Below are 14,006 nucleotides of genomic sequence, written 5' to 3'. Positions count from 1 at the left end.
GTTACTAAAATCATTTTGGTTTTGATGAAATTTTTTAACTTAGAATTTAATTAAAGAATGGATAATTTTTAACCTTTAGAAAGATGAATTCAAAAACTTTGATCCTGTTGTTTTTCCTGTGCTTTACCCTGCAACATGCTGTTTTTACCCAAAATTTTCAGGGAATCTACCAGACCACCGATCCGGAAAATCCTTTGGTTTTAAGTGTCTCCGAGCAGGGGGAGTTGCTTATGGGTAAACTTTACCAATCTGATTTAAGTTCCAAGGAATTCGTGGCCAGGAAAGCAAAAAGCGGATTTGCAGGTGTATTTGAGGTAGAAGGGGAGTCAGAGGAAGTTCATGGAATTCTTGACAAGAAATTCCTGACTTTGACTTTAAAAGCAGAGAATAGGACATTGGAAATGGAAAGGGTTTCCAAAGATTTGAATTATGATTTTTCAAAGGTTTTTGGAGAAGCTACAAATGCTTTAAGAGACAAAATCATTGGAGTTTGGATCCTTAAAGAACAGTATAAAACAGAAAATGGTGAGAAAGTAATTTCTGAATTGACAGGTAAAGATTATATGACAGCTTTCAATCCTGATGGAAAATATGTTTTGGATGTCAGAGGTTTTAGAGATGCGGAGAATAAAGCAAACAAAGAATTAAACATTCCACAGCATCTAAGGCCCAAGGCGTCAGATTTTTTTGAAATGTCACAGATGATGTCATGGAAAATTGTCGGAAATAATATTCATGTTTTTCCTACACAAGCTATCCCTGGTGTACCTACTCTAATTAGAAGTGTTGAATTTGAGGATGAAAAGATGATTCTCAAAAGTACTGAGCATGGGTGGATTGAGGTTTATGAGCGGAAGAAGTGAGAATATCTAGATTTGATTCTTTCATTTTTTTCTGTGGATAATCTTACAGATCTAAAAGCTTGATTAAGGGTTAAATTTAAAAATATCACATATAAACTTTGAAATAACATGACTTGAACTTTGAAATAACACGGATTTAATTTTGAAATAACACTACTTAAACTTTGAAATAACAGAAGTAGAATTTCGATTTGACATGCGGGGATTTAGTTTGAAAACTGAAAAAGTGAATAAAATAATCCATTTCAATTCTATGGTTTGAAGGGAAATAATTTCTATTGAAAACGGTAAGAGGGCCTTTTTTTATATCTTAATATCAATCAGTATCCATCAATATCCACAATCCTATTTCAATTATATTTCTACCCTATTTCCATCATATATCAATCAGAAGAACCCTCATCTTTATTAACAATCTCAAACTCCAAATCCGGCGGAAGTCCCTGAAATGCCAGGTAAATCTGGGCGGTGACCAACACATCCTTCAGACAATATTCACGGATTTTTTCAAGGTCTTTTTCATGGTAGTAGGCTTCATTGACCTGGGAACCGTCAATTCCTTCCTTGGAAGTAGGGATGTCAAAAATAGCTGCTAACAATTCCAACCGGGTATAGTGCTTGTAATCTCCGAATTTCCAAAGTTCGAGGGTGTCCAAATGACGGACTTCCCAAGGTTTTTTGCCAGCTATTTGTAAAGGTTCGGGAAGTGGAATCCTGTTGACCAAAATCCTGCGGCTCAAATAGGGGAAGTCAAACTCCTTACCATTATGTGCACAAAGTATCCATTTTTTTCTTTGGAGTAATTCTACAAATCCGGTAAGGGTATCATATTCCTGTTCCTCCCCATAGCTTTTGGTCCTGAATTCAAGTTTGTTTTCATCTTCCACAAAATGAAAATACCCCACACCCACACAGATGACTTTTCCGAATTCGGCATAAATGCCTGCTTTGTTGAAAAAAAGACTACCGGGTTCGATTTCCTCTTCTTTGGGTTGGATATGTTTTTCTTTTTTGAGCCATTCTTCCTGAAGTCTTGGAGGCAAGGCTTCCAAAGCTTCTTCCTGAGAGGCTGTCTCAATATCCAAAAAAAGGATGTCGCTCAATTCATTGAAAAAGTTTACCATAGTTGAAATAGTTTATCCGTGAAGGACTCCTTCCATTCCCAATTCAGGGATAAATGTCATGTTGGAGGGGTCCATACTGCCTTCTGTAAAGATAAACTTTTTGTCGAAAATCTGATCAAGGATTTAGTAACTTATCCAGTATTCACTCTGTAGGCGATTAGTTTTTCTAGAGGGCTAGAATAAAAAACCGTAATCATTAATTTTCTGTATCTATGGACTTTTTAGCCTTTACAATTTGTCTGACTAGAGGATCAAAATCGATTGGATTTTCAAAATTGTTCCTGTAGTGCAAATTATCTTTAACCACATCAAAATATCCCAAAGAATCCCCGTTGAAGGCATAGTAAAATACAGGATCCTCAAAAAAATCCAATACATAATCCTTACTCATATCACTGGAAGACCTCCAAAAAGTCAAAGTATCAATATCACCATTTCCATAGAATACATACGTGGGTCTTTCTTTAAACAAGCCTCCTGACAAAATAACTTTCTTTCCTTCAATCTCCATAACGGATATGGATTGATCCACCAATTGTCCCTCTCCACCTGAACCCGGCAATCCCCAGAATTTAAAAGTTACTTCTTCAAAATTTATTTCAGGATTCATTTCAAAATAATTTTCATTGTCTTCGTTTACCAATTCAAAGAAAAAAACAGGGAATTGGTGGGGTTGGAAATTCGGATCCTCTACAAATTCAGGAACACAGGACTCCAATGCTATTGCAAATGATAACATAATAAAACATTTTGCATTTTTCATCTTTTCAAGTATTTAAGAGTTGTCATTTGGTCTGTATAAACTTTTTGAATTATATAAAATCCACTTTTCAAGTTTAGGTAGAGGTCTTTGAACTCCTCCTCGGACTGAACCTCCATATTGAAATAAGAATAGGGGTCTATGATTATAATTTTGACCAGTTCTCTTTTGAAGGGCTCGTGCACTTTTTCTTTCTGATTGGGGGGTATTTCGTTAGTTGAATGAAAATCAACTCTTTGAATAGGTCCGCTACCACTTACATTTACTTGTATTTCAGCATATTTGCTGCATCCATACCCCGAAGCACTCACACTTAAAGTGTACGTGCCTGAACCTCCTGTGGTTACCTGTATGGTATGGGAACCTTGGCCAGACTGCATTGTCCAGCTGCTAGGTATGGACCATTGGTAAACGACATTGTCAATCACCTGAGTGCTGTAATTGAAGGTGGAAGTTGGACCTACTGATGTTGGACCCAAAATGGATATGAAATTACGGACATTGATGGGTATAGATACGGGAGGATATCCACAACCCTGGGGATAAACGGTTAATTCTTTATTGGTACCAACTGAATTCCCAAAACTGACTGTCAAGGTATTCGTTCCCTGACCAGAAACAATGGAAGTTCCTTCTGGAACTGTCCAGTTGTAGCTTGTGATTCCTTGAAGGGACGGAACATTATAGCTGTACTGTACATTGTTGCAGACATTTGAAAATCCAGTGATTTGATACCCTGAAGAAGAATGGGCAAAAGAAGGTAAATAGGAAAGCATTTTCGCTATCTGCCCTGCAGAAATTGAATTTCTACATTTACTCCTTGCATAACTCATTATATTAAATTGCATAGGAGAATAAAAATCTCCCCAATTATCTTGTGATTTCAAATTCGGCCAAACGATTTGACAACTTTCATTTACGCCATATTGGGAAGCCGAAAACCCACCTATCAGATTTGGTTCAGCTGGAGTATCACAGAGTTGGTCACCATTGAATTCACATTTTTTTGTTCCAGTTCCTAAGCAAAACAATCCCTGTGTTTTGGTTCTACTAACCGATTCTTGGTTACAATTATTGCAGTTCTGGTTTCCATTTGGATAGGAACTAGAGGAGCAATGTCGTGCATGGGTATGAAAAAGTCCTAGACAATGCCCCAATTCGTGCACAAGCAGTCCTCTATTTGCCTCACCACCAACTATACTAGGAGTAATGAAAAGGTTTGTTGATGGAATTGTTCCAGAAGATCCTATTGAGAAACCTGATGCAACAAGATGCAAATTGATGACATTGTTTTCCTGAAAATTGTTGAACATGGCGTTCATCGAATTTTCCGAAGGTAAATTATTATAGAGGCTGCTTGGTATTGTGGTAATGTCACAGGAAATATAAAACCTGATCGGTACATCATTGTTTGCAAATAGTTCATTGACCAAATCAATGACTTCAAATATCTGAGGTTGTGTAAACGGGGAAACATTGCTGGAATTTTGATGTACCCAAACTTTTAATGGAATGTAATTAATTAAACTCAGAAGCCGCAGGTTTTCCGCTGAAATCCTCCCGGAATTTGGATTTCCTTTTTTAAGCTTGGGAATAAGCAAAGAATCGTTTTTATATCTTCTTAAAGAAATCTTTTCCCCTTTATAATGTCCTCTTTCATCAATGGAATCAAAATAATCCTTAGGAAGATCATAGCCATATCGTTGCAAAACCTCTAGGAAATAATTATTGTTCAAAAACCATGGTTTGTCCGATTCAAAATAAGCATCCATTTCAGGAGTACCACATTCTAGGTCTCTTTCCGAAATTTCCTGAGAAAAACCCTGTGAGGTTATCAAGAACAAGCATAAAATTGTTTGAATTGCTTTCATAATAAAAATGTTTTGAAACTAAAATAGTATGTTTGAAATAAAAAAGCAATATTTAATGTTGTTTTTTTCTCAGATATGAGACATAATACAATATATATCACTCATACAATCTCGTTTTTATATCAATTTTATTTCGTGAAACCTATTTTCTACCATATATCTACTTTAAACCAACTCCATCCCAAACAACCCAATAATATGTCTTTTGACCTTTTCTTTTACTTCTGAAAGGTCTACAGGTCTTCCCAGTTCAAGGTGTAGGGAAGTTACTGCTTTGTCGGGGATGCCGCAGGGGACGATATTGTTGAAGTAATTGATATCAGAATTGACATTGAAGGCAAACCCGTGCATGGTCACCCATCGGCTGGATTTGACACCTAGGGCACAGATTTTTCTGGGATTCTTCTGTTCGATATAATCCAGCCAAACACCTGTCAAACCTTCAATTCTTCCTGCTTCAATGCCATACTCTGCCAAAGTTAAAATAATGGCTTCTTCCAAAAACCTCAGGTATTTGTGGATATCTGTAAAGAAATTGTCAAGGTCAATGATGGGATAGCCTACCAATTGGCCTGGACCATGATAGGTGATATCTCCGCCGCGGTTGATTTTGTAGAAGGTGGCCTGTTTTTCTTTAAGTCCTTCTTCATCTAATAATAAGTGGGATAGTTCACCGCTTTTGCCCAAGGTATACACATGGGGATGCTCCACAAAAAGAAGGTAATTATCGGTTGGCTTTTGGAGTTCCGGGGAAGATTTCCTGTTTTCGATTTTCAGCGCAACAGATTTTGCAAACAATTCCTCCTGAAAATCCCAAGTTTCTTGGTAATCCTTTAGCCCTAGGTCTAGAAATTTTACTTTTTTATTGATAACTTGATTCACAGTTTTGGAGGGGTTGCTGCTTTGCAACAAGTGTTTTTAAGGATAGGTTCTCAAAGAGTTTTTCAAAAATAAACAATTATCACCATGGCAGAACACAATGACAAAGGAAAGGAAGCCGAAGACTTGGCAAAAGAATGGCTGAGTGGTCGGGGCTATGAATTTATAGAGGCCAATTACCGCTACAGCCACGCCGAGATTGATCTGATATTCAAGTATAAAGGAATTCTGGTTTTTGTAGAGGTCAAATTCCGAAGTGGGACAGGATTTGGATATGCCGAGGAGTTTGTGGACTATACCAAAAGGAGACTGATCATCAAGGCTGCAGACCACTATATCCATGAAAAAGACTGGCACAAAGATATCCGCTTTGACATAATTGGAGTCTATAGGGACAAAAACGGTAATGTCAATTTCAAGCAGTTTGAGGATGCTTTTTATTAGAAGCGAGAGATTAGAAGCGAGAGATTAGAAACAAGAGCTAAGAGACAAGAAACAAGAGCTAAGAGACAAGAGTTGAGAAGCGAGAAAAAAGAAATATAAATTAAAATTTGAGGTACAAATGGCTGATCAAAGCTTTCCCTTGTCATATCGATCATAGAGAGATATCTGTTCTGCTTTAAGAATCAAAAGAATTTAGATTTCCGTAATCATTGCATTTAATCTGATTAGTGTACTTCTAACATTATTCCTATCAATTCATCTCCCTTTTTCTTTTTTGATGTTAGCTTTGTGGGCTCATACCTTACCTACGATCGATAATGACTTTACTTCAGAAAAGAAGGATAGCCCTTGGGAGTTTATTTTTTTTGGCAGGCCTATGTTTTTCTTCCTGGGCTGCAAGGATACCGGATATTCAAATGAAATTTGACATGTCCGAGTCCCAGTTAGGCTCATTGTTACTAGGTCTTCCGGTCGGGTCTCTTTTGGCTTTGCCATTGGCAGGTTGGTCAGTTTACAAATTTGGGAGTAAAATTGTGGTATTACTAAGTGCCATTAGTTATATGATTTTTCTTCCCCTCATTGGATTCAGTGAATCTCTTTGGATGCTTGTACCTGTAGTTTTTATTTTTGGTATGACAGGCAATATGATGAATATATCATTGAATACTCAAGCCTTGGCCTTGGAAGACCATTATGGTAGAAATATTCTGGGATCATTTCATGGTTTATGGAGCCTCGCTGGATTTACCGGTGCGGGCATTGGTGCTGCAATGATATTTTTTGGAATCTTGCCCAAGTTTCATTATTTGTCGATTGCAGTTATTGTGTTGGTGGTCCTGTTGATTTCTTATGGGTTTTTATTGGAGGAACATGACCGAGGAGCTGGAGGGGGCATGGTTTTGAAAAAACCTGATGACCTTCTTTTAAGGATTGGAAGTATTTCCTTTTTAGGGATGCTTTGTGAAGGCTGTATGTTTGATTGGAGTGGAGTATATTTTAAGAAGGTAGTCGAAATTGATCCTGGTTTGATTGCATTGGGTTATGTTTCTTTTATGGGAGCGATGGCTTTTGGCAGGTTTTTTTCTGATCGGTTGACCAATCGGTTTGGCAAGATATTGGTCATAAGGTCAAGCGGCATGTTGATATTTAGTGGGTTGATTCTTTCGGTTTTGTTTCCTGTTCCTCATGTGGCAACAATTGGGTTCTTGTTGGTAGGGTTTGGTGTGGCATCCATCATTCCGATAGCCTATAGTACCGCAGGAAGATCCAAGCTTTATTCGCCTGGTGTGGCATTGGCGATTATCTCTACCATCTCTTTTTTCGGATTTTTAATCGGGCCACCATTGATAGGTTTTATCGCAGATTTGTTAAGTTTGAAAGCATCATTTACATTGGTTGCTTTTGCCGGACTTGGAATTGCTATCCTTGCCACAGTAAGGACACAAGCTTTTTTTATAACGCAAATAGAAACTAAATAAAAAACATGTCAGAGAAGCTTCCTTTCCAATATGAGAAACAATTTGAAGTCTTGTCATTTCAGATAGATCCACAGGGCAGAATTCGTTTGTCTGCATTGGCGGATCTGATGCAGGAAGTAGCTTGGAAACACGCTGACAGTAGGGACTTTGGTAAGGCTTTGCTCGAAAAAGGATATGTATGGGTGCTTTCCAGATTTGAAATCAAGATCCATCAAATGCCCTCTTGGGGAGACCACATTCATGTGAAAACCGCTGGAAGAGGTATTGACAAACTTTTTGCCCTTCGGGAGTTTTCAATAACAGATTCTGCTGGAAATGAAATTGCAGAGTCCATGTCTGCTTGGTTATTGGTAGATGTCCGTACCAAAAGACCCCAAAGACCAGGGAATATATTGCCTCCAGAGCTATTTGTATCAATCGATGATTCAGGCCTGATGCCAGATAAGATCAGTCTTCCACAAAATATGGAATTGATAGACAGCATCAAGGTTCGGCCTTTTGACCTTGATCTGAACAATCATGTCAATAATGTCAGTTATATCCGTTGGGTCGAAGACGTCAGTCTCAATATAGGATTTGAAATAAATCAGATATCGATCAATTATATTGCTGAAGCAAGATTGGGTGATAACATAGATATGTTTGTTGAAAAAACTGAGGATTCGATTGTTTTGTCAGGCAATAACATGGAAAAGCAAGTTTTTACAGCTTTTCTCATTGGGAATTGGTCAGCGGTGGATGATTAAACAGATAAATCCCATTGGAAAATACTTTTTTTTCATTTGTTTTGTCCAATTACATTTAATCGAACAGTCTCAATCAAGGATTGTGCTACAAAATAAGTTAACCTTTTTATTTTCAGAACATGAATGTGAAAACTAATCATCTTTATACTATTGATCTGCTAAATACCATTTTTCCAATATCATCGAAATTAATTGAATACCTTCAAGCTAAACTGAAATTCACCAAATACAAAAAAGGGGAACATATTTGTTGCAGTGGGGAATATTGTGACAAATTATTCATCCTTAGGGAAGGATTGGTACGTGGATATTTTAATAGTGGAGGAAAGGAAATCACAACTTGGATAAGCTGTGACCGTGAGTTGGTCACTTCAATTTCAGGGTTTTTCAAAAGAAAGCCCTCCGTAGAAAACATACAGTGCCTCGAAGATACTTCAGCAGAATACTTATTGTATGACGATTTGAAATATGGCATGGAAATGTTTCCGGAAATGGTCACGCTCTACAGGATTTTGTTGGAGCAATATTATATTCATGCAGAAGACAGGGCTTTCTTAGCGAGGATTCCTGGTGCTATGGAAAGATTCAGGTATTTTAATAGCACCTATCAAAGACACTTGTTAAAAAGGGCTCCTTATAAATATTTAGCTTCTCTGCTGGCAATGCGGCCGGAGACATTTAGTAGGATTTTAAGTGAATTTAAAGAAGAATAGGACTTCAAGACTCGTTTAAATAGTCGGACTACATCTTGGTCTTTGGTGATAAAATGAATGGTTAAATTTCGGGTATTCATCGATTATTGTCCGTTATTTTGGGACATCATCTATTAAATGTCAAACCTTTTTATAATTGGTTAGTGGTGAAATATCGGATTATTTTTTTATTGTGATGAAAATCACAGCATTCTTTAATGTGAAATAGTCAACTTTGTAGGTGATTTAAGTAATTAACCATGAAAGATATATTCCAGCCGTTTGTTAAAATGTTGACATTGATGGTGGGGCTGTTAGTGACAATCACAATACTAACAGCACTCCTGATAGGAACTTTGGTGATGCAATTCAATGGTGATCTTTCAACTCCTTATCCTACCGAAAAGGGGTCAGTACAATTTGTAGCCTCGATTGCAGACACTTACCGTGGTGTAGTCCCCAAAGAGGGAATGTGGGTAGCTCCTGCTTGGAATACTGTTGAGGATGAACCCAATGCAGAATTGATCAAATATGGAAAGGAATTGATTTCCAAAACTTCGGAATATTTGGGTCCAAATGGAAAGGTGAGAAAAATCTCCAATGGAATGAACTGTCAAAACTGTCATTTGGAAGCGGGATCTTCACCCCTTGGCAATAATTATAGTGCCGTTGCTTCAACTTACCCAAAAGTCCGAGGTAGATCAGGACAGATGGAAGATATTCCTAAAAGAATCAATGATTGTTTTGAAAGAAGCCTAAACGGGAAGGGTTTGGAAAACAATAGCAAGGAAATGCAGGCTATGGTGGCATACATGGAGTGGCTTGGAAAAGACGTCCCCAAAGGGGAAGCGCCAAAAGGGGTGGGGATATATGAAGTACCTTTTCTCGAAAGAGCTTCAGATCCAGTAAAAGGAAAATCAGTTTATGCCCAGCAATGTCAAAGTTGCCACATGGAGAATGGTCAAGGTCTCATGAAAGCTGACAAAACTGGATATACCTATCCACCACTATGGGGGGAGCACAGCTATAATAATGGTGCAGGACTATTTAGAATGTCAAGATTTGCAGGTTATGTCAAAACCAATATGCCATTGGGAGCAACTTTCGAAAGGCCATTGCTGACAGATGAACAGGCATGGGACGTGGCTGCTTATGTCAATTCAATGGATCGTCCGAGCAAAGACCTTTCAAAAGATTGGCCGGATATATCCAAGAAACCCATAGATCATCCATTTGGGCCTTTTTCTGATGAGTTCAGTGAAGAGCAGCATAAATACGGTCCTTTCAAGCCGATAAAAGAAGTTAGGGAAAATGCAGGGAAATGAGGTTCTTAATTATATTTCTTTTTTCAGCTTTATTACACCTTCAGAGCATAGCCCAAGATTCTGATACTACAAGCAGTAAATCCAAGAGTCCTATAGTTGGTACTTTGGGACTTAGGTCATATTTGATGTCTACAGGGTATTGGGAAGATTTCAAAAACGACTATGCCTTGGGGCAAAGTGCTTACCTTCAACTAAAAACAAAAGAGTACGCAGGGTTTTCGATAGTTGGTAGATTTACGGTTTTTGGTAATTTATGGAGTTCGGATTTATTGGCAAGAGATCCTGTTACTCAAAATTTCAACAGATACGAAGTTGGACTTTTTGATGTAAATAATCCATACGAAAGGTTTTTTGGAAAAATCGAAGAGCTCCAATTACGGTACAGCTCTCCAAAATTCAATGTCATTGCCGGACGTATGGATATCAACACTCCTTTTATCAATCCTCAGGACGGTCGCCTTTCTCCCACTTATGTGGAAGGAGTTCGAGTGGATTTTAAGCCCGATAAGAAAAATCAGTTTTCTGCACAGTTCATAGGAAGAATGAGTCCAAGGTCTACTTCTGGTTGGTTTGACATAGGGGAAACCATTGGGATGTATCCTGTGGGCCAAAGTGAATTTGGAGGTCCCTCCAATTATGAGGGGAATACAGATAGTGATTACTTCACGGTGATGGACTGGCAGCACCGTACTGATTCGGATGTTCAGTTGCAGGTAAACCACACGTTTGTGGACAACATTTCCAGCACGGTTTTTTCCCAAGCGGTAAAGGATTGGGATATGCCAAATAGTGATAAAAAGTTTGTTTCAGGTCTGCAGGTAATAATGCAAAATGGGATAGGGGATGGTGGAAATCCCGAACCTGAGAAAAGATTCAAAAACCCTGATGATTTGAATTTTGTTTTGGGCGGAAGAATTGGAGTCAAATCCCCAAGATCGATTTGGTGGCTGAACTATTCTCGTATAGACGGAAGAGGACGATTTCTAAATCCGCGGGAGTGGGGGAGAGATCCATTTTTCACATTTATACCAAGAGAGCGCAATGAAGGCTATAATCAGGTGGATGCCTTCACGACATACTACCAAAGGAATATTCCTGCAAATGGCTTGCAATTCTATGGTTTTGCAGGTTTACATTTTTTACCTGATCCAGCCAATCCCGAATTGAACAAATTTGCATTTCCTTCTTATGTCCAAGCCAATTTGGGAGGAAAATATGTACCAAGGAATTGGGGAAAAGGATTGGATTTCCATATGATCTTCATGAGTAAATTGAATTTAAAATCAGGAGAAATAAAGCCCCAATGGATTTACAATAAAGTGAATATGGTGCATGTTAATTTTATTGTAAATTATACTATTCAGTGGGATTAAAAAAATAAACCTACCCCGTTTTAAAATGGGGTAGGTTTATTTTTTTAAATGAATTTACACAAGAATGCCCATAAAATAGTAAGCTAGAAACTGAAATGTCCAGTTCATCCCTGCTCTCCGTCACGGGGTGTCTTCCAACTTCGGACTTCCCCGTCTCTATTTTCTGGATCAATCTCTTCGTTGCATGGAGACCTCATCCAATCCTCTTTTCTTTAGTAAAGCATCGATCTTGGGTTCTGCTCCTCTGAAATTCACATACATTTTCATCGGATCTTCTGTTCCTCCTTTTTCAAGGATCTCTCTTCTGAAGGCCTGAGCTTTGTCCTGATTGAAGAGGTCGGTTTCTTTGAAAGCCTGGAAAGCATCTGTATCTAATACCCCTGACCAGATGTAGCTGTAGTATCCAGCAGAATAACCACCTGAGAAAATATGGGAAAAATAGGTGCTTCTATATCTCGGAATGATTTCATCTATAAGACCGATTTTGTTCAGGGATGCCTTTTCAAAATCATCAGCACTCAACGAAATTGGACTGGTTTGAGTATGGTAATCCAAATCCAACAAAGAGGCAGCCAAATATTCCGTGGTACCAAATCCCTGGCCGAAAGTGCCGCTTTTTTGGAGTTTCTCTATCAATGCATCAGGAATAACTTCTCCGGTTTTATAGTGAATGGCATATTGTTTCAATACAGCAGGATCTGTGGCCCAGTTTTCCATAATTTGGGATGGCAATTCCACAAAATCTCTTGGGACGGATGTTCCTGAAAGACTTCTGTATTGCACATCGGACAACAGTCCGTGGAGAGCATGTCCAAACTCATGGAAGAACGTAGTCACCTCATCAAATGTCAGTAATGCAGGGGCATCGGCAGTTGGTCTGGTGAAGTTGCATACAATGGAAATTACAGGTGCTTTTCTTTCACCGTTTTCGGCTTTTTGCGATCTGTAGGAAGTCATCCAGGCACCACCTCTTTTGGATGCCCTAGGATGAAAATCCATATACAAAACACCTACATGGGTTCCGTCAGCTTCTTTGACTTCATAAGCTTTGGCGTCAGGATGATAAACAGGAATGTCTTTGATTTCTTCAAATGTCAGTCCCCAAAGATTTTTCACTACCATAAAAACACCTTCCTGAACTTTATCCAAAGCAAAATAGGGTTTCACCTCCTGTTCGTCCAAGTCGAATTTTTGTTGCTTCAACTTCTCTTCGTAATATCTCCAATCCCAAGGAGCCAATTCAAAACCATTTCCTGTGGCGTTGATCATTTCCTGCATTTCTGCACCTTCTACATTAGCTTTCGCCAATGCAGGGGTCCATAATTGGTTTAATAAGTTGTAAACATTTTCAGGATTTTTGGCCATGGTTTCTTCCAGGACATAATCAGCATGGGTTTTAAAACCGAGTAAATTTGCCTTTTCTCTTCTGAGGTTGGCTATCTCCAGCAAAATGGCTTTGTTGTCCTTGTCATTTCCCTGATTGGCCCGGCTTTGGTAAGCTTCCCAGATTTGCTTTCTCAATTCCCTGTTATCGGCATATTGAAGAAAGGGCATTACACTGGGATTTTGAAGGGTGAAGAGCCATTTTCCCTCCAAATCGGCTGCTTTGGCATCGCTTGACGCAGCCTCAATTTGACCTGCAGGCAATCCGGAAAGATTATCCTGATTATCTATTACAAGTTGGTAGGCATTGGTTTCAGCCAATAGAATTTGTCCAAATTGCAGGCTCAATGTTGAAAGCTTGCTGTTGATGGACCTCATCTTTTCTTTGTCTGATTCGCTTAGGTTGGCTCCACTTCTTACAAATGATTTGTACCTTTTTTCCAGCAGTTTTTGCTGCTCGGGATTTAGATTGACGTTTTCTTTTTGATCCCAAATGGCTTTAACCCTTGCAAATAGTTTTTCATTCAGGTTGATATTGTCACTATGCTTTGATAATTCAGGCGCCATTTCCCTGGCAATCGCCTGAAGTTCGTTATTTGTGTTGGCACTGTTAAGATTTGAGAAGACAATATTGGTTCTACTCAGCAAATCCCCCGAATATTCCATTGCTTCAATGGTATTTTCAAATGTTGGCGAATCAGAATTGTTGACAATGGCATCAATTTCATCCTGTTGTTGCTTCATTCCTTCCCTAAGGGCCGGAGCAAAGTGCTCATTTTTGATTTTGTCAAATGGGGGTACTTCGAAAGGCGTGTTGTAAGTCTCTAAGAATGGGTTGGTCATATCGTTTTCATTTTCGCTTTGCCCACAGGCCACTAATAAACTGGCGGATGCAAAAGCAGCAATCAATTGTTTTTTCATAAGTAATAAATATTTGGGTTTGGAATGCAAAGATACGGGGGTTTTTGAGGCTTAAAAATCTTTATCGTTTCTAACAGTATTATAATTTTTAAAGGAATTTATTTTCTTTTTCAATGTGGGGTTGGTTTTTGGTAAATGGAAAATACT

General features: G+C 38.5%; 12 protein-coding genes. 7 read left to right on the top strand and 5 right to left on the bottom strand.

Features of this window, described 5'->3' with window-relative positions:
- The first annotated feature begins 83 nt into the window (after positions 1 to 83).
- Complete coding sequence (locus ACEW8U_RS22735) at positions 84 to 863, top strand: hypothetical protein (RefSeq protein WP_373524351.1); 780 nt, start codon at positions 84 to 86, stop codon at positions 861 to 863.
- A gap of 383 nt (positions 864 to 1,246) precedes the next feature.
- On the opposite strand, the gene ACEW8U_RS22730 is transcribed toward ACEW8U_RS22735, so the two are convergent.
- The 4 genes from ACEW8U_RS22730 to lipB form a co-directional block, all read right to left on the bottom strand.
- Positions 1,247 to 1,987: a 3'-5' exonuclease gene (locus ACEW8U_RS22730; protein ID WP_373524350.1), complete on the bottom strand. Its 741-nt coding sequence runs from the start codon at positions 1,985 to 1,987 to the stop codon at positions 1,247 to 1,249.
- A 196-nt stretch (positions 1,988 to 2,183) separates the two neighbouring features.
- Complete coding sequence (locus tag ACEW8U_RS22725; RefSeq protein WP_373524349.1) at positions 2,184 to 2,750, bottom strand: hypothetical protein; 567 nt, start codon at positions 2,748 to 2,750, stop codon at positions 2,184 to 2,186.
- Positions 2,747 to 4,618: a hypothetical protein gene (locus tag ACEW8U_RS22720; RefSeq protein ID WP_373524348.1), complete on the bottom strand. Its 1,872-nt coding sequence runs from the start codon at positions 4,616 to 4,618 to the stop codon at positions 2,747 to 2,749. The genes ACEW8U_RS22725 and ACEW8U_RS22720 overlap by 4 nt, the downstream gene beginning before the upstream one ends.
- A 165-nt stretch (positions 4,619 to 4,783) precedes the next feature.
- A complete protein-coding gene (gene lipB, locus ACEW8U_RS22715) occupies positions 4,784 to 5,500 on the bottom strand; it encodes a lipoyl(octanoyl) transferase LipB (protein ID WP_373524347.1) in 717 nt (238 codons plus the stop codon).
- Positions 5,501 to 5,584: 84 nt separating this feature from the next.
- On the opposite strand from lipB, the gene ACEW8U_RS22710 reads away from it, so the two are divergent.
- The 6 genes from ACEW8U_RS22710 (at position 5,585) to ACEW8U_RS22685 (ending at position 11,555) form a co-directional block, all read left to right on the top strand.
- Positions 5,585 to 5,941, top strand: coding sequence for a YraN family protein (locus ACEW8U_RS22710; RefSeq protein WP_373524346.1), 357 nt, complete (start codon positions 5,585 to 5,587; stop codon positions 5,939 to 5,941).
- A gap of 317 nt (positions 5,942 to 6,258) precedes the next feature.
- A complete protein-coding gene (locus ACEW8U_RS22705) occupies positions 6,259 to 7,419 on the top strand; it encodes an MFS transporter (protein ID WP_373524345.1) in 1,161 nt (386 codons plus the stop codon).
- 5 nt (positions 7,420 to 7,424) lie between these two features.
- Positions 7,425 to 8,165 (top strand): acyl-[acyl-carrier-protein] thioesterase, encoded by a 741-nt coding sequence (locus ACEW8U_RS22700; protein ID WP_373524344.1) that lies wholly within the window; start codon positions 7,425 to 7,427, stop codon positions 8,163 to 8,165.
- Between the two features lie 125 nt (positions 8,166 to 8,290).
- Positions 8,291 to 8,878, top strand: coding sequence for a Crp/Fnr family transcriptional regulator (locus ACEW8U_RS22695; RefSeq protein ID WP_373524343.1), 588 nt, complete (start codon positions 8,291 to 8,293; stop codon positions 8,876 to 8,878).
- 239 nt (positions 8,879 to 9,117) lie between these two features.
- Positions 9,118 to 10,182: a c-type cytochrome gene (locus ACEW8U_RS22690; protein WP_373524342.1), complete on the top strand. Its 1,065-nt coding sequence runs from the start codon at positions 9,118 to 9,120 to the stop codon at positions 10,180 to 10,182.
- Positions 10,179 to 11,555 carry a hypothetical protein gene (locus ACEW8U_RS22685; RefSeq protein ID WP_373524341.1) on the top strand — a complete coding sequence of 459 codons (1,377 nt, stop codon included), beginning with the start codon at positions 10,179 to 10,181 and terminating at the stop codon, positions 11,553 to 11,555. The genes ACEW8U_RS22690 and ACEW8U_RS22685 overlap by 4 nt, the downstream gene beginning before the upstream one ends.
- Before the next feature lie 168 nt (positions 11,556 to 11,723).
- Here ACEW8U_RS22685 and ACEW8U_RS22680 read toward each other — a convergent pair whose 3' ends face one another.
- Positions 11,724 to 13,859: a M3 family metallopeptidase gene (locus ACEW8U_RS22680; protein ID WP_373524340.1), complete on the bottom strand. Its 2,136-nt coding sequence runs from the start codon at positions 13,857 to 13,859 to the stop codon at positions 11,724 to 11,726.
- Between the last annotated feature and the right edge of the window lie 147 nt (positions 13,860 to 14,006).

This window comes from Aquiflexum sp., assembly GCF_041751335.1.
In the GTDB taxonomy this organism is placed as follows: Bacteria; Bacteroidota; Bacteroidia; order Cytophagales; family Cyclobacteriaceae; genus Aquiflexum.
This window is presented reverse-complemented; position numbering and strand designations above follow the sequence as displayed.

Coding starts and splice junctions, on each gene's coding strand:
- ACEW8U_RS22735 (WP_373524351.1), top strand. CDS start 84: ATGAATTCAAAAACTTTGATCCTGTTGTTTTTCCTGTGCTTTACCCTG.
- ACEW8U_RS22720 (WP_373524348.1), bottom strand. CDS start 4,618: ATGAAAGCAATTCAAACAATTTTATGCTTGTTCTTGATAACCTCACAG.
- ACEW8U_RS22705 (WP_373524345.1), top strand. CDS start 6,259: ATGACTTTACTTCAGAAAAGAAGGATAGCCCTTGGGAGTTTATTTTTT.
- ACEW8U_RS22710 (WP_373524346.1), top strand. CDS start 5,585: ATGGCAGAACACAATGACAAAGGAAAGGAAGCCGAAGACTTGGCAAAA.
- ACEW8U_RS22685 (WP_373524341.1), top strand. CDS start 10,179: ATGAGGTTCTTAATTATATTTCTTTTTTCAGCTTTATTACACCTTCAG.
- ACEW8U_RS22730 (WP_373524350.1), bottom strand. CDS start 1,987: ATGGTAAACTTTTTCAATGAATTGAGCGACATCCTTTTTTTGGATATT.
- ACEW8U_RS22725 (WP_373524349.1), bottom strand. CDS start 2,750: ATGAAAAATGCAAAATGTTTTATTATGTTATCATTTGCAATAGCATTG.
- ACEW8U_RS22680 (WP_373524340.1), bottom strand. CDS start 13,859: ATGAAAAAACAATTGATTGCTGCTTTTGCATCCGCCAGTTTATTAGTG.
- ACEW8U_RS22690 (WP_373524342.1), top strand. CDS start 9,118: ATGAAAGATATATTCCAGCCGTTTGTTAAAATGTTGACATTGATGGTG.
- ACEW8U_RS22700 (WP_373524344.1), top strand. CDS start 7,425: ATGTCAGAGAAGCTTCCTTTCCAATATGAGAAACAATTTGAAGTCTTG.